The organism is Streptomyces sp. NPDC042336 (assembly GCF_055581985.1).
This window is the reverse complement of record NZ_JBVJEA010000021.1, coordinates 62,309-80,474: the sequence shown is the minus strand read 5'-3', so window position 1 is coordinate 80,474 and position 18,166 is coordinate 62,309. Positions and strand designations below refer to the sequence as shown.

Here is an 18,166-nt window from a genome sequence, read left to right as displayed (position 1 = left end):
CACGCGTGTGCGTGCGGCCCGTTACGGGAGGGGCGCCTGATCAGTGGCCGCCCTGGTCCTTGAAGCGCTTGTACGACCGCTCGATCTCGGCCTCGGCGTCGGTGCGGCCCACCCAGTCGGCGCCCTCGACGGACTTGCCGGGCTCCAGGTCCTTGTAGACCTCGAAGAAGTGCTGGATCTCCAGGCGGTCGAACTCCGAGACGTGGTGGATGTCACGCAGGTGCTCCACACGCGGGTCGGTCGACGGCACGCACAGCAGCTTGTCGTCGCCGCCGGCCTCGTCCGTCATCCGGAACATGCCGATCGCGCGGCAGCGGATGAGGCAGCCCGGGAAGGTCGGCTCGTCCAGGATGACCAGCGCGTCCAGCGGGTCGCCGTCCTCGCCGAGGGTGTTCTCGACGAAGCCGTAGTCGGTCGGGTAGGCGGTCGAGGTGAACAGTCGGCGGTCCAGGCGGATACGACCGGTCTCGTGGTCCACCTCGTACTTGTTCCGCGAACCCTTCGGGATCTCGATCGTGACGTCGAACTCCACCGGACGCTCCTCCATGATCAGCACATAGTTCTGGTGGTTAAGTGTCCCTCACGCAGGTGTGTGATCGCGAAAGGGGCTGGTGACGGTGCCGGAGCTGAGGCCTTGGCGGGCCGCGGGACCGCACATGGCGCGGGCCGCGCGTGCCGTTCGTCCCCGTCTGGCACGCTTCGCCAGGACCGCCGGACCGCGGGTCGCGCGGTCCGCACGGGCCACGGCTCCGCAGCTCGCCCGGATCACGCGGCCGAAGACCTGGCAGTACACCGCCGGTGCCGCCACCGCCGGGCTGGCACTGGCCGCCGGTGTGGTGACCGCCGCCGGCCCCTGGGACTCCACGGGTCAGCGTACGGCCGAGCGGGACCGGGCCGTCGCCCTGGACCACACGGGTGGCGCAGATCACGGCAGCGGACCCGGGGCCTCCGGTACGGCGTCCGGCTCGCCCCGCCCCGCGCCCAGCGCCGGAGCCGTACTGGCCGGCCTCGGCGGCACCGCCACCCCCGGGGGCGTCAAGGCGGCACCCGGCGACAAGGACCTCGCCGGCCTCCTCGACCCCCTGCTGAAGGACGACCCCGCGCTGGGCGGGCGCCGCGCGGCGGCCGTCGTCGACCTCACCACCGGCAAGCGCCTGTACGGCCTCGGCGTCGGTGCCCCGCTCGTCCCCGCCTCCACCACCAAGATCGCCACCGCCGTCGCCGCCCTCACCGCCCTCGGGCCCGACCACCGCCTCACCACCCGCACCGCCCTGGAGGACGACACCGGCGAACTGGTCCTGGTCGGCGGCGGCGACCCCACCCTCACCGCGCGCGAGGACACCCGCGGCCTCGCCGACCTGCGCGCCCTCGCCGAGAAGACCGCCGCCGCCCTGAAGAAGCGCGACGTGCGCAAGGTGACGCTGTCGTACGACACGACGCTCTACGCCGGTACGGAGATGCACCCGATCGGGGTCAACGAGAACCTCGCCCGCGTCACCGCCCTGATGACCGACGAGGGCCGCACCGACGACTCCACCAGCGGCCCCGCCCCGCGCGTGGCCGACCCGGCCGCCGACGCCGCCCGCACCTTCGCCGGCCTCCTGAAGCGGCACGGCATCGTCGCGTCGGCCCCCGGCCCCTCCAAGGCCACGGCCCGCGCCGACACCCTCGCCGCGGTCTCCTCGCCCCCGCTGTCGGCCCTCGTCGAGCGGATGCTGACCAACAGCGACAACGACCTCGCCGAGGCCCTGGCCCGCCACACCGCCGTGGCGACCGGCAAGCGCGCCGACTTCGACGGGGCCGGCGCCGCCGTCACCGCCCGTCTGAAGCAGCTGGGCCTGCCGGTGCGGGGCGCGCGGTTCCACGACGGAAGCGGCCTGGACCGGACCGACCTGATCGGCGCCGACCTGCTCACCGCCCTGCTGGCCGAGGCGGCGGACCCGGCCCGCCCCCAGCTGCGCCCGGTGCTCACCGGCCTGCCCGTCGCCCACTTCACCGGCACCCTGGCCGGCCGTTACACGGACGGAGCAGCGGGGCTCGTCCGCGCCAAGACCGGCACCCTCACCGGCGTGAACACCCTCGCCGGCACGGTGACCACCCCCGACGGCCGCCTCCTGGGCTTCGCCTTCCTGGCCAACGACACGACGGACGCCTGGGCCGCCCAGTCGGCCCTGGACCGAGCGGCGACGGCGTTGGCGTCCCGGACGCCCTAGCCGCGGGCAGTCGCACCCACCGCCCGCACGACTGCCCCCAGCGGCAGCGCTCCCGTACCGTTGACGCATGACGAGCATCGGCGCAAATTCCGGCATGGTCGACTGGAACCTCGCGGTGGCGACCGCGACCCGGCTCGTACGGCCGGGCCCCGAGGTGAGCCGCGACGAGGCCCGGGCCGTCGTCGCCGAGCTCCGCCGCCATGCCAAGTCCTCGGAGGAGCACGTCCGCGGCTTCACCCGGATGGGCACCGAGGAGACCCATGACACCCCCGTCCTGGTGGTCGACCGGCCGGGCTGGGTCCGGGCCAACGTCGCCGGGTTCCGGGAGATCCTCAAACCCCTGCTGGAGAAGATGCAGGAGCGGCGCGGCGGCGGCGCGGGCAACGCGGTCCTCGGCGCCGTCGGCGGCAAGGTCACCGGCGTGGAGCTGGGCATGCTGCTGTCGTTCCTGTCCTCCCGCGTCCTCGGCCAGTACGAGACGTTCGCCCCCGCCACCCGGGAACTGCCCGCCGGCGCGAACGGCGGCGGACGGCTGCTCCTGGTCGCGCCGAACATCGTGCACGTGGAGCGCGAACTCGACGTGGAGCCGCACGACTTCCGCCTGTGGGTGACCCTGCACGAGGAGACGCACCGCACCCAGTTCACCGCCGTGCCCTGGCTGCGTGACCACCTCGAGGGCGAAATCCAGTCGTTCCTGGCCGAGACCGACGTCGACCCCATGACCGTGCTCGAACGCGTCCGCGAGGCCGCCCAGTCCCTCGCCGGGGGCCGTCCCGACGCGGAGGAGGACGACGGCGGCCGCTCGCTCGTCGAACTGGTGCAGACCCCGGCCCAGCGGGAGGTCCTCGGCCGCCTCACCGCCGTGATGTCCCTCCTGGAGGGGCACGCCGACTTCGTGATGGACGGCGTCGGACCCGCGGTCGTGCCGAGCGTCGGCGAGATCCGGGAGAAGTTCCAGCAGCGCCGCGCCAAGGGCGCCTCCCGCCTCGACATGGCGCTGCGCAAGCTGCTCGGCCTGGACGCCAAGCTCCGCCAGTACCGGGACGGCGAACGGTTCGTACGGGCCGTCGTCGACGAGTGCGGCATGGACGGCTTCAACCGCGTCTGGACCTCGCCCAACACGCTCCCCACCAAGTCGGAGATCGCCAAACCGGCGGACTGGATCGCGCGGGTGCACCGCAAGCCGGAGGCGTGAGCCGCGCGGGCGGGGCGTGAACGATTTCGGCCGACGGCAGGCGAACGACCCTCCAATCACCCGTCCGAGGGACCGTGAGCCTTCGGCAGGCGTGCGATGCTCGGAGAACGGCCCGTTTCTGTCACCATCTACACACTCTGCGTGACCGAACCTCGGGCTCACCCCCGACAACTTCATGAAGGGCACCGGACATGGGTCCCCATCCTGCGGTCGCGGCGATACGCCTGGCGGTCCGCCGCGTCCTCCACGACATCCTCACCGAACTGAACACTCCGGCCGGCGTACCCGCCGCGACGGCCGTCGAGCGTACGCCCGAGCGCGCGCCCGCGCTTCCGACGGCACCGCTCGTGCTCGTGGCGTGCTCCGGCGGTGCCGACTCCATGGCGCTCGCCTCCGCCCTCGCCTTCGAGGCCCCCCGGCTCGGCGTCCGCGCCGGCGGTGTCACCGTCGACCACGGCCTCCAGAGCGGCTCCGACCTGCGCGCCGAAGAGGTCGTCCTGCGCCTGCGCGAACTGGGCCTCGACCCCGTGGAGGCCACCGCTGTGACCGTCGGCCGCGCCGGCGGGCCGGAAGCCGCCGCCCGGGACGCACGCTATGCCGCGCTGGACGCCGCCGCCGCCCGTCACGGCGCCGCCGCCGTCCTGCTCGGCCACACCCGCGACGACCAGGCCGAGACCGTCCTGCTGGGCCTCGCCCGCGGCTCCGGCATCCGCTCCCTGTCGGGCATGGCCGCGGTCTCGGGGGCCGGCGGCCGTTACCGGCGCCCCTTCCTCCAGGTCGACCGCCAGACCGCCCGCAAGGCCTGTATGGCCCAGTCCCTCCCCGTCTGGGACGACCCGCACAACACCGACCCCGCCTACACCCGCTCCCGGCTGCGCCACGAGGGCCTGCCCGCCCTGGAGAAGGCGCTCGGCAAGGGCGTCGTCGAGGCCCTCGCCCGTACGGCCCAACTCTCCCGGGACGACGCCGACGCCCTCGACACCTGGGCCCGCCAGGCCGAGGCCGGTGTCCGCGACGCCACCGGCGGACTGGAGTGCGCCAAGCTCTACGCCCTGCCGCCCGCCGTACGCCGCCGGATCCTGCGCCGCGCCGCCCTGGAGGCCGGTGCTCCCGGGGGTGCCCTGTTCGCCCGCCACATCGAGGAAGTCGACCGGCTGATCACCGGCTGGCGCGGTCAGGGGGCCATCAACCTCCCCGGCAAAGTCGTCGCCCGGCGGCAGGGTGGCAGACTGGTGATTCGGCAAGGCTGAATCCGGACCCTCCCACCGATCCGCACACGGATCGGCGGACGCTCCGGAGCGGCCGGTGGGACGGACGACCGAAAGTGATGCGGGTGGACGCGAACGACATGGGTGCCGACCTCGAGAAGGTACTCATCACCAAGGAAGAGATCGACGCGAAGCTGGCCGAGCTGGCCGCGAAGATCGACGCGGAGTACGCGGGCAAGGACCTGCTCATCGTCGGCGTCCTCAAGGGCGCCGTGATGGTCATGGCCGACCTGGCGCGCACGCTGTCCACCCCCGTCACGATGGACTGGATGGCGGTGTCCTCCTACGGCGCGGGCACCCAGTCCTCCGGTGTGGTGCGGATCCTCAAGGACCTCGACACCGACATCAAGGGCCGTCACGTCCTGATCGTCGAGGACATCATCGACTCCGGCCTGACCCTGTCCTGGCTGATCTCCAACCTCGGCTCGCGCGAGCCCGCCTCCCTCAAGGTGTGCACGCTGCTGCGCAAGCCCGACGCCGCGAAGGTCGCCATCGACGTGGAGTGGGTCGGCTTCGACATCCCCAACGAGTTCGTCGTCGGCTACGGCCTCGACTACGCCGAGAAGTACCGCAACCTCCCGTTCGTCGGTACGCTCGCGCCCCACGTGTACGGCGGCTGACGCGGCCCTGTAACGGGCTTCACGGCGTTTCGGCGGGCCACCCGGGAACCCCTCGGGACCTCGCGCCGTTGGAGCATGCAGACGGGACGTCGGCCCGCCCGTGCGGCTGACGGCCGCCACGCTGGGGTACCGTCAGAAGAACTGTCTTATCAAACTCACTATGGCAGGAGGGACGGGGCGGCACCGCTCCGTGTGGATGGACGTGAAGCGATACTTCCGTGGGCCGGTCATGTGGATCGTGCTGGCCGTCCTTGCCGTGGTCGTGTTGATGCAGGTCGTCGGCTCGTCCGGCGGCTACAAGACGGTGGACACTGGCCAGGTCGTCCAGGCGATCAACGACAACAGGGTCGAGTCGGCCAAGCTGACCACCGGTGACGAGCAGACCATCAAGGTCCAGCTCAAGGACGGCCAGAAGGTCGAGGGCAGCTCGAAGATCCAGGCGAGCTACATCGGCGACCAGGGCGTGACCCTCGCCAACACACTTCAGAACAAGTACCAGGACAAGCAGATCCCCGACGGCTACACCGTGTCGCCGTCGAAGCAGAACCCGTTCGTCGGGATTCTGCTCTCCCTGCTCCCGTTCGTCCTCATCGTGGTCGTCTTCCTGTTCCTGATGAATCAGATGCAGGGCGGCGGCTCCCGGGTCATGAACTTCGGCAAGTCCAAGGCCAAGCTCATCACCAAGGACACCCCCAAGACGACGTTCTCCGACGTCGCCGGGTCCGACGAGGCCGTCGAGGAGCTCCACGAGATCAAGGAGTTCCTCCAGGAGCCGGCCAAGTTCCAGGCCGTCGGCGCCAAGATCCCCAAGGGCGTGCTGCTGTACGGCCCGCCCGGCACCGGCAAGACCCTGCTCGCGCGTGCCGTCGCGGGCGAGGCGGGCGTGCCGTTCTACTCGATCTCCGGTTCCGACTTCGTCGAGATGTTCGTCGGTGTCGGTGCCTCCCGAGTGCGCGACCTGTTCGAGCAGGCCAAGGCGAACGCCCCGGCCATCGTCTTCGTCGACGAGATCGACGCGGTCGGCCGCCACCGCGGCGCCGGCCTCGGCGGCGGTCACGACGAGCGAGAGCAGACCCTGAACCAGCTGCTCGTCGAGATGGACGGCTTCGACGTCAAGGGCGGCGTGATCCTCATCGCCGCGACGAACCGGCCCGACATCCTCGACCCGGCGCTGCTGCGCCCCGGCCGCTTCGACCGGCAGATCGCGGTCGACCGTCCGGACATGCAGGGCCGTCTGGAGATCCTCAAGGTCCACCAGAAGGGCAAGCCGGTCGCGCCCGACGTCGACCTGTCGGCCGTCGCCCGCCGTACGCCCGGCATGACCGGTGCCGATCTGGCCAACGTGCTGAACGAGGCCGCCCTGCTGACGGCCCGCAGCGACCAGAAGCTGATCGACAACCACATGCTGGACGAGGCGATCGACCGCGTGGTCGCGGGCCCGCAGAAGCGGACCCGGATCATGTCGGACAAGGAGAAGAAGATCACCGCGTACCACGAGGGCGGTCACGCCCTGGTCGCGGCGGCCTCACCGAACTCCGACCCGGTCCACAAGATCACGATCCTGTCCAGAGGCCGGGCCCTCGGCTACACGATGGTGCTCCCGGACGAGGACAAGTACTCGACCACGCGCAACGAGATGCTCGACCAGCTCGCCTACATGCTGGGCGGCCGTGCGGCCGAGGAACTGGTCTTCCACGACCCGACGACCGGCGCGGCCAACGACATCGAGAAGGCCACCGGTCTGGCCCGGGCGATGGTCACGCAGTACGGCATGACCGAGCGCCTCGGCGCGATCAAGTTCGGCGGCGACAACAGCGAGCCGTTCCTCGGGCGCGAGATGGCCCACCAGCGCGACTACTCGGAAGAGGTCGCCGCGCTGGTCGACGAGGAGGTCAAGAAGCTCATCGAGACGGCGCACAACGAGGCCTGGGAGATCCTGGTCGAGAACCGCGACGTCCTCGACAACCTCGTCCTCGCGCTGCTGGAGAAGGAGACGCTGGGCAAGGAGGAGATCGCCGAGGTCTTCTCCCAGATCGTCAAGCGCCCGGCCCGGCCCGCCTGGACCGGCTCCTCCCGCCGTACGCCCTCGACCCGTCCGCCGGTGCTCTCCCCCAAGGAGCTCGCCCTGACGAACGGTGCGAACGGCGCGACGGCGGCGATCTCCACCGCCAAGAGCACCACGGTGGAGCCCGCTCCGGCACCGGAACGGGCACCGGAGGACCGCCCGGAGAGCTGACCCGGTCCCTCCCGGACCGCCCCCGGCGGCCCGATCAGGCCCGGAATGTATGCCGCACCCCCCAGGTTCTAGCCTGGGGGGTGCGGCATTTTCGTATGCCGACCGCAGGACGGATCAGGAACGAGGCATCAGATGACCGACCCCGTGACGTTGGACGGCGAGGGCGAGATCGGCGAGTTCGACGAGAAGCGGGCCGAGAACGCCGTACGCGAACTGCTGATCGCGGTCGGTGAGGACCCGGACCGCGAGGGCCTCAGGGAGACCCCGGCGCGCGTGGCGCGGGCGTACAAGGAGATATTCGCCGGCCTGTGGCAGGAGCCGCAGGACGTGCTGACGACGACGTTCGACCTCGGGCACGACGAGATGGTCCTGGTGAAGGACATCGAGGTGTTCTCGACCTGTGAGCATCATCTTGTGCCGTTCCGCGGTGTGGCGCACGTCGGCTACATCCCCTCCACCAGCGGGAAGATCACCGGTCTGTCCAAGCTGGCCCGTCTCGTCGACGTCTACGCGCGCCGCCCGCAGGTGCAGGAACGTCTCACCACGCAGATCGCCGACTCGCTGATGGAGATCCTCGAACCGCGCGGGGTGATCGTCGTGGTCGAGTGCGAGCACATGTGCATGTCCATGCGGGGCATCCGCAAGCCCGGCGCGAAGACGCTCACCTCGGCCGTGCGGGGTCAGCTGCGGGATGTGGCGACGCGCAACGAGGCGATGAGTCTGATCATGGCTCGCTGAGGAGGGCTTGCCGGGGCGTGGTGTGGGGTGCGGTGCCGTGCGTCACGCGGCTGTCGCTGTGCCCGGGTGGTCGTCGTCCTCGTCTTCCGGGAGTTTGCAGACCCGCTCCAGGAAGAGGGCGGCCGCTATCACGGCGATACCCGCCACGACCGAGGCACCCGCGTAGATGGACTGGTCGCGGCGGGCCGGGATGTCGAGGTACTCCAGGAGGAAGACGCCCGTGCCGCCGTACATGCCGGAGACGAGGGCGGCCACCAGGGCGCTGGCCTGGCCGAAGACCACGGCGCGGGCCGCCATCATCGGGTCGACGCCCTTGGCGCCGGGGACGCGCTCCCGCTGGGCCTTGAGGCGGGCGCGGATCGAGAGCGCCGTGGCCAGCAGGATCACCGCGATCAGGGCGAGGACGACGGGGGCGGCCAGCGGGACGCTCGGGAGGGTCCCCACCGAGTTCCACAGGCGGGCACCGGCCCAGGACAGCACTCCGGCGATGACGAACACGGCGGCCAGCACCCTGACGCGCAACTCTTTCACGGTGTTCCGGTGTCCCTTCGGCTCCCCGGCGCGGTCGTCATGACCTCGTCGTCCTCGTCGACCTTAACGACTACTCGGGCAGCCGGAGTTCCAGGTCGGCACGGGGCGCGACGCCGTCCCGGGTGACGGCCGCCAGGAGGTCCGCGACCCTGCCCTGCCCGGGCAGCGCGGCCTCGGGGTCCACGTCCAGCCAGGGGGCCAGCACGAAGGCCCGTTCGTGGGCGCGCGGGTGGGGGAGGGTGAGCTGCGGGTCGTCGGAGACGACCTCGGCGTAGGCGACGATGTCGACGTCCAGGGTGCGCGGGCCCCAGCGCTCGTCGCGGACCCGGTGGAAGGCCTCCTCGACCGCGTGCGCCCGCTCCAGGAGGGAGGACGGGGGCAGCGTCGTCTTCACGATCACGACCGCGTTGAAGTACGAGGGCTGGCTGTCGGGTGCGACGCCCCACGGCTCCGTCTCGTAGACGGGCGAGACGCCTTTGACGCGTACGCCCGGGGTGTCCTCCAGGGCGTCGATCGCGCCCTGAAGGGTCTCCAGGCGGTTGCCGAGGTTGGCGCCGAGGGCGATCACCGCGCGCTTGGGGTTGGACAGGGTGGTGTCCGCGGCGTCGACCTGCTCGATGACGGAGGCGGGCACGGGCTGTACGGTCGGGTCGCTCGGACCCTGGGCGAAGGGGGCGCTCATACACGGCTCCGGATGATGGTGACGGTCACGTCGTCGAAGGGGACGGTGATCGGCGCGTCCGGCTTGTGGACGCAGACCTCGACCTCCTGGACCCCTTCGTGCTTCAGACAGACCTGGGCGATGCGTTCGGCGAGGGTCTCGACGAGGTTGACCGGCTCGCCCTCCACGACGGCCACGACCTCCTCGGCCACGATGCCGTAGTGCACGGTCTTCGCCAGGTCGTCGTCGGCCGCGGCCGGGCGGGTGTCCAGGCCAAGGACGATGTCCACGAGGAAGGTCTGGCCGTCCTCGCGCTCCTTGGGGAACACACCGTGGTGCCCACGGGCCTTCAGGCCGCGCAGCGCGACACGATCCACGCGAATCACTCCTGCAGTCGTCGGTCTCGGCCGGTCGCACCACGTGCGGGTGGTACGGCGGCCCCAGTCGAATCTACCCGCGTGCACCGACAGCGCCGGGCCACGGGGTGCGGGGCGGGGTGGGGAGGCGGCTGTTTTCACCGGGCGTTTTCCCTGGCGGTCCCGGTGGATCACGGGTTGGTAGCCGCCCCTACCCGTCGGGCCGTGATTCCAACCACTTCTTGGTCGCTGTGGTCGGCGGCGGACGCCGGCGATGGGCGGCGGTGGGCGGCGGCGGTCGGGTCAGGGGGGTGTGTCCTCGCCGTCCTCGTCCTCGGTCTCCGCGAGTACGGGGGAGGCGTGGTGCGACCAGAGTTTCCAGCCGGCTGGGGTGCGGCGGAACGTGTTGGTGGCGACCACGAGCTGGCCGACGAGCGGGCCCAGCTCCTCGCCGCCGTCGGGTGCGGGGCCGCCGCTGAGGATGTTCTCGGTGCAGGTGACCAGGGCGGTGTCGCCGGTGACGGAGACGTGCACGTCGGTGAGGAAGAACTGGATGTAGTCCGTGTTCGCCATGATCAGGGCGTAGGACCGCAGGACCTCGCCGCGGCCGGTGAGCACCGGCCAGCCGGGGTGCACGCAGGAGACCACGCCGGCGTCGGCCGGGTCGTGGTACGACTCGTCGATGCCCAGGTCGGACGGGGTGAGCCAGAACTCCGAGACCTTCTCGAAGTCACCCTCCTCCAGGGCCTCGTAGAAGGCGGTGTTGGCGGCCTCGACCTGTTCGACGTCGAGGTGCGGGGTGCTCACCGGGCTCCTTCGACCGCACGCGCGACGCGGACGGCGTCGGCCGTGGCGCGGACCTCGTGGACGCGTACCGCCCACGCGCCGGCGTGCGCGGCGAGCGCGGAGACCGCGGCGGTGGCCGCGTCGCGCTCGCGCGCGGGGGGCGGGGCGGCTTCCGGGCCGGCGAGGACCCGGCCGAGGAAGCGTTTGCGGGAAGCGGCGACCAGGAGGGGGTGGCCGAGGGTGAGGAGGCGGTCGAGGTGGGCGAGGAGGACGAGGTCGTGCTCGGCGTCCTTGGAGAAGCCAAGGCCGGGGTCCACGACGATGCGGTCGGGGGCGATGCCGCCGTCGAGGACGGCCTCCACGCGTGCGTGCAGTTCGTCCACGACCTCGGTGACGACGTCGGTGTAGGTGCCCCGGACGTTTCCGCCCTCCAGGAGGCCGCGCCAGTGCATGACGACGAAGGGGGCGCCCGCGTCGGCGACGACGGGGATCATCCGGGGGTCGGCCAAGCCGCCGCTGACGTCGTTGACCAGGGCGGCGCCGGCCGCGAGTGCCTGCTCGGCGACGGAGGCGCGCATGGTGTCGACGGAGATCGTGACGCCCTCGGAGGCGAGGCCGCGTACGACCGGGACCACGCGCCTCAGCTCCTCGTCCTCGTCCACGCGGGTCGCGCCGGGGCGGGTGGACTCGCCGCCGACGTCCACCAGGTCGGCGCCCTCGGCGACCAGGTCGAGGCCGTGTTTGATGGCGGCCGTGGTGTCGAAGAAGCGGCCGCCGTCGGAGAAGGAGTCGGGGGTTACGTTGACGACTCCCATGACCGCGCAGCGGTCCCATGCGGTCAGTCCCGCGAGATGGCGTCGGCGGCCGGTCTGCTTGCTCATGTGTTCAGCGTATGCGGTGGGCTGCGGGGGGCGCGGGGTGCCTGCGGCGCCTGTGCGGTGGTGGGTGCGGGGTGCCTGCGGCGCCTGTGCGGGTTCGGTGGGGGTTCGCGGTGCGGGGTGCCTGCGGCGCCTGTGCGGGGTGGTGGGGGTTCGCGGTGCGCGGTGGGTTCGGTGGGTGGGTCGGGGCCGTGCCGGGGGGTGTCCGTCCTCGGAACGGCGCGGAATCGGTCGGCCACAGAAGTGGAACTCCGTTGACGCGCCAACCGCTGCGGGCGGACACCCCCCGACACGACCCCTTCTCGCCGTACGCGACTGCGGCCCGCCAACGCCGCCCTGCCCCGGCCCGCCGTACGCGGCTGCGGGCCGCCAACGCCGCCCTGCCCCGGCCCGCCGTACGCGGCTGCGGGCCGCCAACGCCCGCGCTGCCCCAGCCCGCCGTACGCGGCTCTCCCGCCGCGTCGCCACGCCGCCCCGGCTGCCGGCCGTCGCCCTCGCCGCGGGCCGTCGTGCCGCTGGGGCGACGGGGGTCCCCCCGCTCGAGCGAAGCCGAGAGTGGGGGAGGGTGGGCGCAGCGGCGCCCCGTTGCGCCGGGCCGCGCTCCTCTCGCGGCCACACCCGCGCCGGGTGCCAAGGGGACGCCGGACCACCGGTCCTCATGCCGCCCGCGCCGGTGCCTGGTGTGTGCAGGGGCGGCGCGTGGGGGTCCGGCGCTGGAGGAAGCGCGGGAGGGGGAACGTGAGGAAGCCCTCCGCCTGCATCGCCGCGAAGCCGATGCGGGGGAGGTCGGCTGAGCGGCGGTAGACGACGAAGCGCGGCTCCCACCGGGGCCGGAACTTCGCGTTGAACTTGTACAGGGACTCGATCTGGAACCAGCGGGAGAGGAAGACCAGCAGTCCCCGCCAGGCCCGGAGGACCGGACCCGCGCCGATCTTCTCGCCGCGCGCGAGCGCCGCGCGGAACATGGCGAAGTTCAGCGACACCCGCGCGATGCCCAGCTTCGGGGCGGCCTGGAGCGCGGCCACGATCAGGAGTTCGTTCATGCCGGGGTCGGCCGCGCGGTCGCGGCGCATGAGGTCGAGGGACACCCCGTCCGTGCCCCACGGCACGAAGTGCAGGATCGCCTTGAGGTCGCCGTACTCGCCGGGCTCGGTGTCCTGCTTGTGGGCCGTCGCTATCAGGCAGTCCCCGTCGGACGGGTCGCCGACGCGGCCCAGGGCCATGGAGAAGCCGCGCTCGGTGTCCGTGCCGCGCCACGCGTCGGCGGCGCGGCGGACGCGGTCCAGTTCGGCGGCCGACAGGTCAGCCACGCGCCGTACCCGGGTCTCGTAACCGGCCCGCTCGATGCGCTTGACCATCTGACGCACGTTGCGCATCGCACGGCCGGCGAGGGAGAAATCCGCCACGTCCACCACCGCCTCGTCGCCCAGTTCGAGGGCGTCGAGGCCCGTCTCGCGGGTCCAGACCTCGCCTCCGGTCTCGGAGCAGCCCATGACGGCCGGGGTCCAGGAGTGCGAGCGGGCCTCGTCCATGAAGCGTTCGATGGCGCCCGGCCAGGCCTCGACGTCACCGATCGGGTCGCCGCTGGCCAGCATCACGCCGGAGACGACGCGGTAGGTGACGGCGGCCTTGCCGCTGGGGGAGAAGACGACGGCCTTGTCGCGGCGCAGCGCGAAGTGGCCGAGCGAGTCGCGGCCGCCGTGCCGGGCGAGGAGGGCGCGCAGGCGGGTCTCGTCGTCCTCGGTGAGGCGGGCCGCGGGGTGTTCGGGGCGGAAGGCCAGGTAGATGGTGGTGATGGCGGTCAGGAGGCCGAGGGCACCGAGGGAGAAGGCGACCGTCCAGGAGGTGTTGCCCCGGTAGTCGACCGGGCCCTCGACGCCGAACAGGCCGTACAGGACCTGGGTGAGGCGGTCGGCCAGGCTCGGGTCGCCGAGCATGCGGTGCGGGTGGGCGTTGACGACGAGCAGGCCGAGCAGGACGGAACCCGCGCTCATGAGGACGAAGTTGGCCAGTGCCCGCCAGCGGCTGCGGGGGTCGGGAAGGGCGGCGAACTCGTCGCGGTGGCGCAGGAGGAGGGTCAGCAGGATCAGGGAGATCAGTACGCCGAGGAGGGAGTGGCGGTAGGTGAACTGGGCGGCGGCGCCGAGGGGGAGGAGGGCCACGGCCGCTCGCCAGGCCCGGCGCTTGCGGCGTTTGAGGCCGTGGGCGAGCAGGAGGAGCAGGACGCCGGCGCTGAGGGAGAGGGCCGCGGCGAAGGGGCCGAAGGCGCCGGGGAGGACTTCGGCGAGGGCGTGCATGCGGCTGTGCCGGAAGCGCGGGAAGGAGCCGGCCGCGATGTCCAGCAGGCCGACGAGCACACAGGCGCGGCCTACGAGGAGGGGGACCTGCTCCGGGCGGGGGCCGCGCAGTGCGCGGCGCATGCGGGTGGGTCCCGTCGGAACCGCGCCCGACATTTCCTCATCTGTCCTGACAGACATCGCACCTGTTTGTTCTGCGAGAGAGCGTGGATCCGGGCCCGTTTCGGGCATCCGGCGACATTGCGCCCTCTAGGACGGTGTCTCGGAGGGAGAGGTTCACTCCCCTGATCACAAAGCCCGGACGGACGGGCGTACGAAAGCGCGGGCAGGTAGCAAGGCATGGGGCTCACGAGCGACAAGGTGCTGGTGCTGGTGGTGGCGGCCGGTGTGCTGCTGTTCGCCGCGACGGTGTGGCTGTGGCCACGGCTGGCCCGGCGGAGCGTGCGGGCCGTTCTGGGGAGGATCGGTCTGCTGTTCGCCACCCAGGCGGCGGTCTTCGCGGCGGTGGGGCTGGTCGCCAACCAGTCCTTCGGGTTCTACGGCAGCTGGGCCGACCTGTTCGGGCGGGAGGACGGTCAGGGCGTGGTCGTGGACCACTCCGCCGGTGCGGGCGGTGGGCCGCTGCGGGTCGTCGGTGAGCGGGGGGTGACGCCCGGGGGCGGGGCGCGGCCGGAGGTCTCCGGGCGGGTCGAGGAGATACGGGTCGTCGGGCGTGCCTCTCGGATCGCGTCTCCCGCGTTCGTCTATCTGCCGCCGGAGTACTTCCAGGCGGGGCACCGTGGTCGTACGTTTCCCGCGGCCGTCGTCCTGACCGGTTATCCGGGCACCGCCGAGGCGTTGGTGGACAAACTCCATTACCCGCGTACGGCGCTGGAACTGGCGAAGACCGGTCGGATGCGGCCGATGATCCTGGTGATGCTGCGGCCCACGGTGGCGCCGCCGCGCGACACGGAGTGCGTGGACGTACCGGGCGGACCGCAGACCGAGACGTTCTTCGCCAAGGATCTTCCCGAGGCGGTGAGCGCCCACTACCGGGTGGACAAGGGGCCGCGGAGCTGGGGCGTCGTCGGCAACTCGACCGGCGGCTACTGCGCCCTCAAACTCGCCGCGCACCATCCCGAGGTGTACGCCGCCGGGGCCGGGCTGTCCGCGTACTACGACGCGCCGAGCGACCCCACCACGGGCGACCTGTTCCAGGGGGACAAGGGACTCGAGGAGCGGGCGAGTCTGTGGTGGTACCTCAAGAACGCGGCCGCTCCCGACACTTCACTGCTCGTCACCAGCAGCAGGGCCGGTGAGACGAACTACAAGGACACGCTGAAGTTCATCGAACTGGTGAAGGGCAAGAAGCCGACGCGGATCTCGTCGATCATCCTGGAAAGCGGCGGGCACAACTTCAATACCTGGCGGCGGGAGATTCCCGCGACGCTGCGGTGGCTGGATGAGCGGCTGGGCGGCGGACGGGAGGCATAAATGATCTTGAGGTCCCGGCGTAATTCGCCCGTCTTCGGGGATGTGGATTCCCGGTTCCCTGTGAACACGGGGGAGATGGCCGTGTTTTTGCGGGCCGGGGCGCCAAGATTCGCCTACGCGCGGTAAGTTTCTGGCCATGCCACGTGGACGTCACCGCCATTCCCCGCCTCTGCACAGGCTGCTTCCTCCGTCGGCGATCGCAGGCGTTTCGGTCGTCTGCGCCCTCGGGCCCTGGTTGTTCAGCGAGACCATGATCCTTCGCGTCCTGGCCGCGGCCGCCGCGGTGACGGCCGTGGTCGGCGCGGTCGTCATGCGGCACTGGGACGCGCAGGCGGGGCGGCAGGTCGCCGACCTCACGCGCGCGCGTGCGAGCGACGAGTGGCGCTTCGAGGAACGGGTCGCCGAACTGGAGTCCGACCTGGAGGAGTCGCGCGAGCTGCGGCAGAAGCTGGAGCACCGGCTGCGGGCCAAGCGCACCGAGCTTGCGGGGCTGCGCAACGAGCACGCCTCGCTGCTGCGGCGCTACGCCACGGCGGAGACCGAGCGCGCCAGCGCGCTGGAGGGCCGCCGGCTGCTGGAGATAGAGGCCGCGCCGCAGGCACCCGCGCTGCCGGCGGCACGATCCGCCCCGGCACAGGAGAGCCCGGAGAAGGAGACGCCGGAGGAGACGGCCCGGCAGGAGGTTTCGGCCGAGGAGAGCGGGGGCGACGAAGAGGTCTCCGCCCCCGCGGTCTTCTCGCCCGAGGGCTCCCGGCTGTTCCTGCGCGCGAACGCGGCGCTGGCCCGCCTCGTCGGGGACACGCCCGCCGACCCGGACGGTGGCGACCGGGGCGGCCGCGGCGAGGCCTCCGACGACTCCGAAGGTGATGGCGGCGGGGACGGCGGCGGGGACGGCGGCGGTGGCGAGGGCGCGGCGGCCGACGCGGGGCAGGACGGCGAGACGCAGGGGCAGCCCGAGGCGGCCGACGGCCACGAGCGCACCGCCGCCGCCTCCCCGATGGCCACCTCCGACGAGCCGCCCGCGCAGCCCACCCAGTCCACCCGGCGGACCGACGGGCACTTCGCGGTGCCGACCGCGGTGGCCGTCGTACCGCCGGCTCCGGCGCGGCGTCCGGTGGTCGAGGGCGGCTTCGACTTCTTCGGCACCAAGGCCCCCGAGGGCTCGGTGGACGGGGCGGCGGCCGCGTCCGACGCCGCTCTGGAGACCGTCCAGAACGAGGATCTCGCCGACGTGGTCGGCCAGGAAGCGCTCGCCCTGCACAAGGCCGAGGCCGAGGTCTCCTTCAAGCAGGCCGGTGAGGAGTCCCGGGGCGTGGGCCAGGTGATCGACCTGACGGCCCACGACGAGACCGAGCAGATCGACGTACAGGGGCTGCGCAGCGCGGTCTCCTGATCGCCGCGGACGCCGCGGGCGCCTCGGATCTGTGGCCTCAGGCCATCCAGCGGTCCGGCGGGGCGTCCCGGCGCCCGGTCCGGGACCGTTCCGCCTGGCTCCGCAGCAGTTCCGCGGCCTCGCCCGCGTCGCGCAGGCGGGCCGTCACGGTCTTGTTCGCCCCCGTGTCCACGTGGACGTCGGCCAGGCGCAGGGCGCGCCGCCAGGGGCCCTGGGTCAGGCGGACGCTCTGGACCTTGGCGTGCGGCACGAGCGCCAGGCTGCGGCGCAGCAGGCCGTACCGAGCGGTGAAGACCGCGTCGGTGACGGCGAGTCCGTGGCCGCGCCACCACAGCGGTCTGCACCGCGCCGCCCGCCGCGGCGGGCGCGACAGCTCCCCAGCCGTCGGTACGGTCACCCCGGGCAGCACGCGCGCGACGACCGACTCGGCGATCTCGCGCGGGGCGACCGGCAGCAGCACCGAGTTCGACGACCCGGCCACGTCCAGCTCCACCCGCACCCAGCGGCGGCGCCGCCACAGCAGCGGCTCCACGAGGCGCACGGTCTGCACCCGGCCCGGCGGCACCGTCTCGTGGGCGCGGTCCAGCAGGCCGTGGTCGATGCGGAGCCCGTCCGGGGACTCGGCCACCGTCCAGTCGTACTCACCCACGAACCGGCCCGCGCTGCGCGCGCCCGCGGCGCCCACCAGCGGCAGGGCGGTCGCCAGCACGGTCCACAGGTTGTGGGTGGCCAGCCACAGCAGTGTCGGTACGACCACGGCAGCGAGCAGCGTCCCCCAGGTCGCGCCGGTCAGCAGGAGGGAGATGGCGAGGACGCCGGGCGGTACCCGCAGCAGCCGGCGTGCGGGGGCCTCGCCGACCTGGTGTGCCGTCTCGGGTGCGAAGCCCGCCGCGCGCGCGAGCAGCTCGGCCCGCAGCGCGCTCGCCTCGTCGGCGCCCAGGAAGGCCAGTTCGTCCTTCTTGCCGGTGCCTATGACGTCCAGCTTGAGCTTGGCGACCCCCGCGACCCGGGCCAGCAGGGGCTGGGTGACGTCGATCGCCTGGATGCGTTCGAGGCGGATGTGCGCGGTGCGCCGGAACAGCAGTCCGGTGCGGATGCGCAGCTCGGTGTCGGTCACCGCGTAGTGGGTGAACCACCAGGTGAGGAAGCCGTACAGGGCGGCGGCCGGGATCAGTACGGCGAGGCCGATCAGCAGGTGCGTCGTGGTCAGCCGGGTCAGCTGGCGCTGTGCCTGGTCGGGATCGTGCACGGCCCAGCCGACTAGCACGGCGACCGGCGCCCACGCCCGCCGCAGGGGCGTGACGGGGTGCAGGCGCCGCTCTGCGACGTCGTCCGCGGACGGGAGCGCGCCGGTACCGGCGCCGGGTTCGGCGGCGTCGGCGCTGTCCGCGGCTTCTGTGACCGGGTCCGGCCCGGCGGCGGGGGCGCTGTCCGGGCGTCCGTCCGCGGTGTCTCCCGTCACCGGCTTCCCGCCGATCTCTGCGCCCGGTGCGTCGGGAGCGGTGGCGTCGGGTGTGGCGT

At 72.4% G+C, this 18,166-nt stretch carries 16 protein-coding genes; 8 read left to right on the top strand and 8 right to left on the bottom strand.

Annotated features, from left to right (window positions below):
* Positions 1–40: 40 nt before the first annotated feature.
* Positions 41–532: an inorganic diphosphatase gene (locus ACZ6IM_RS32670; protein WP_007452023.1), complete on the bottom strand. Its 492-nt coding sequence runs from the start codon at positions 530–532 to the stop codon at positions 41–43.
* A 124-nt stretch (positions 533–656) separates the two neighbouring features.
* Between ACZ6IM_RS32670 and dacB the strand changes: the two genes are divergently transcribed.
* The 6 genes from dacB (at position 657) to folE (ending at position 8,270) form a co-directional block, all read left to right on the top strand.
* Positions 657–2,213, top strand: a complete 1,557-nt coding sequence (gene dacB, locus ACZ6IM_RS32665; RefSeq protein ID WP_469561610.1) for a D-alanyl-D-alanine carboxypeptidase/D-alanyl-D-alanine endopeptidase — start codon at positions 657–659, stop codon at positions 2,211–2,213.
* 67 nt (positions 2,214–2,280) lie between these two features.
* Positions 2,281–3,408 carry a zinc-dependent metalloprotease gene (locus ACZ6IM_RS32660; RefSeq protein WP_052836370.1) on the top strand — a complete coding sequence of 376 codons (1,128 nt, stop codon included), beginning with the start codon at positions 2,281–2,283 and terminating at the stop codon, positions 3,406–3,408.
* Positions 3,409–3,599: 191 nt separating this feature from the next.
* Positions 3,600–4,658, top strand: coding sequence for a tRNA lysidine(34) synthetase TilS (tilS, locus tag ACZ6IM_RS32655; protein ID WP_469561525.1), 1,059 nt, complete (start codon positions 3,600–3,602; stop codon positions 4,656–4,658).
* 77 nt (positions 4,659–4,735) lie between these two features.
* Positions 4,736–5,296, top strand: coding sequence for a hypoxanthine phosphoribosyltransferase (gene hpt / locus ACZ6IM_RS32650; protein WP_007452004.1), 561 nt, complete (start codon positions 4,736–4,738; stop codon positions 5,294–5,296).
* A gap of 196 nt (positions 5,297–5,492) precedes the next feature.
* Complete coding sequence (gene ftsH, locus ACZ6IM_RS32645) at positions 5,493–7,532, top strand: ATP-dependent zinc metalloprotease FtsH (RefSeq protein ID WP_052836368.1); 2,040 nt, start codon at positions 5,493–5,495, stop codon at positions 7,530–7,532.
* Between the two features lie 132 nt (positions 7,533–7,664).
* Positions 7,665–8,270, top strand: coding sequence for a GTP cyclohydrolase I FolE (gene folE / locus ACZ6IM_RS32640; protein ID WP_030184086.1), 606 nt, complete (start codon positions 7,665–7,667; stop codon positions 8,268–8,270).
* Between the two features lie 42 nt (positions 8,271–8,312).
* Here the strand turns inward: folE and ACZ6IM_RS32635 are convergent, their stop codons facing one another.
* The 6 genes from ACZ6IM_RS32635 to ACZ6IM_RS32610 all read right to left on the bottom strand — a co-directional run bounded on the left by ACZ6IM_RS32635 (position 8,313) and on the right by ACZ6IM_RS32610 (position 13,935).
* Positions 8,313–8,801 (bottom strand): DUF3180 domain-containing protein, encoded by a 489-nt coding sequence (locus ACZ6IM_RS32635; protein ID WP_052836367.1) that lies wholly within the window; start codon positions 8,799–8,801, stop codon positions 8,313–8,315.
* Positions 8,802–8,871: 70 nt separating this feature from the next.
* Positions 8,872–9,483, bottom strand: coding sequence for a 2-amino-4-hydroxy-6-hydroxymethyldihydropteridine diphosphokinase (gene folK / locus ACZ6IM_RS32630; RefSeq protein ID WP_052836366.1), 612 nt, complete (start codon positions 9,481–9,483; stop codon positions 8,872–8,874).
* Positions 9,480–9,839, bottom strand: coding sequence for a dihydroneopterin aldolase (gene folB / locus ACZ6IM_RS32625; protein ID WP_052836365.1), 360 nt, complete (start codon positions 9,837–9,839; stop codon positions 9,480–9,482). The genes folK and folB overlap by 4 nt, the downstream gene beginning before the upstream one ends.
* 282 nt (positions 9,840–10,121) lie before the next feature.
* Complete coding sequence (locus ACZ6IM_RS32620; protein WP_052836364.1) at positions 10,122–10,625, bottom strand: nuclear transport factor 2 family protein; 504 nt, start codon at positions 10,623–10,625, stop codon at positions 10,122–10,124.
* Entirely contained in the window at positions 10,622–11,485 is an 864-nt protein-coding gene (gene folP, locus ACZ6IM_RS32615; protein WP_052836363.1) for a dihydropteroate synthase, read from the bottom strand. Before folP ends, ACZ6IM_RS32620 begins: the two co-directional genes overlap by 4 nt.
* A gap of 653 nt (positions 11,486–12,138) precedes the next feature.
* The gene (locus ACZ6IM_RS32610) at positions 12,139–13,935 is read right to left on the bottom strand and encodes a phosphatidylglycerol lysyltransferase domain-containing protein (RefSeq protein ID WP_052836362.1); all 1,797 of its coding nucleotides are present in this window, start codon (positions 13,933–13,935) and stop codon (positions 12,139–12,141) included.
* Positions 13,936–14,118: 183 nt separating this feature from the next.
* Between ACZ6IM_RS32610 and ACZ6IM_RS32605 the strand changes: the two genes are divergently transcribed.
* Both ACZ6IM_RS32605 and ACZ6IM_RS32600 read left to right on the top strand, forming a co-directional pair.
* Complete coding sequence (locus ACZ6IM_RS32605) at positions 14,119–15,252, top strand: alpha/beta hydrolase (protein ID WP_052836361.1); 1,134 nt, start codon at positions 14,119–14,121, stop codon at positions 15,250–15,252.
* A 136-nt stretch (positions 15,253–15,388) separates the two neighbouring features.
* Positions 15,389–16,645: a hypothetical protein gene (locus tag ACZ6IM_RS32600; RefSeq protein WP_469561517.1), complete on the top strand. Its 1,257-nt coding sequence runs from the start codon at positions 15,389–15,391 to the stop codon at positions 16,643–16,645.
* Between the two features lie 37 nt (positions 16,646–16,682).
* Here ACZ6IM_RS32600 and ACZ6IM_RS32595 read toward each other — a convergent pair whose 3' ends face one another.
* The gene (locus ACZ6IM_RS32595; RefSeq protein WP_052836894.1) at positions 16,683–17,957 is read right to left on the bottom strand and encodes a PH domain-containing protein; all 1,275 of its coding nucleotides are present in this window, start codon (positions 17,955–17,957) and stop codon (positions 16,683–16,685) included.
* Positions 17,958–18,166: the final 209 nt, after the last annotated feature.

Bases quoted from the DNA above. Each gene is read 5' to 3' on its own strand.
- dacB (WP_469561610.1), top strand. From the start codon at position 657: ATGGCGCGGGCCGCGCGTGCCGTTCGTCCCCGTCTGGCACGCTTCGCC.
- ACZ6IM_RS32660 (WP_052836370.1), top strand. From the start codon at position 2,281: ATGACGAGCATCGGCGCAAATTCCGGCATGGTCGACTGGAACCTCGCG.
- tilS (WP_469561525.1), top strand. From the start codon at position 3,600: ATGGGTCCCCATCCTGCGGTCGCGGCGATACGCCTGGCGGTCCGCCGC.
- hpt (WP_007452004.1), top strand. From the start codon at position 4,736: ATGCGGGTGGACGCGAACGACATGGGTGCCGACCTCGAGAAGGTACTC.
- ftsH (WP_052836368.1), top strand. From the start codon at position 5,493: ATGGACGTGAAGCGATACTTCCGTGGGCCGGTCATGTGGATCGTGCTG.
- folE (WP_030184086.1), top strand. From the start codon at position 7,665: ATGACCGACCCCGTGACGTTGGACGGCGAGGGCGAGATCGGCGAGTTC.
- folK (WP_052836366.1), bottom strand. From the start codon at position 9,483: ATGAGCGCCCCCTTCGCCCAGGGTCCGAGCGACCCGACCGTACAGCCC.
- folP (WP_052836363.1), bottom strand. From the start codon at position 11,485: ATGAGCAAGCAGACCGGCCGCCGACGCCATCTCGCGGGACTGACCGCA.
- ACZ6IM_RS32610 (WP_052836362.1), bottom strand. From the start codon at position 13,935: ATGTCGGGCGCGGTTCCGACGGGACCCACCCGCATGCGCCGCGCACTG.
- ACZ6IM_RS32605 (WP_052836361.1), top strand. From the start codon at position 14,119: ATGGGGCTCACGAGCGACAAGGTGCTGGTGCTGGTGGTGGCGGCCGGT.
- ACZ6IM_RS32600 (WP_469561517.1), top strand. From the start codon at position 15,389: ATGCCACGTGGACGTCACCGCCATTCCCCGCCTCTGCACAGGCTGCTT.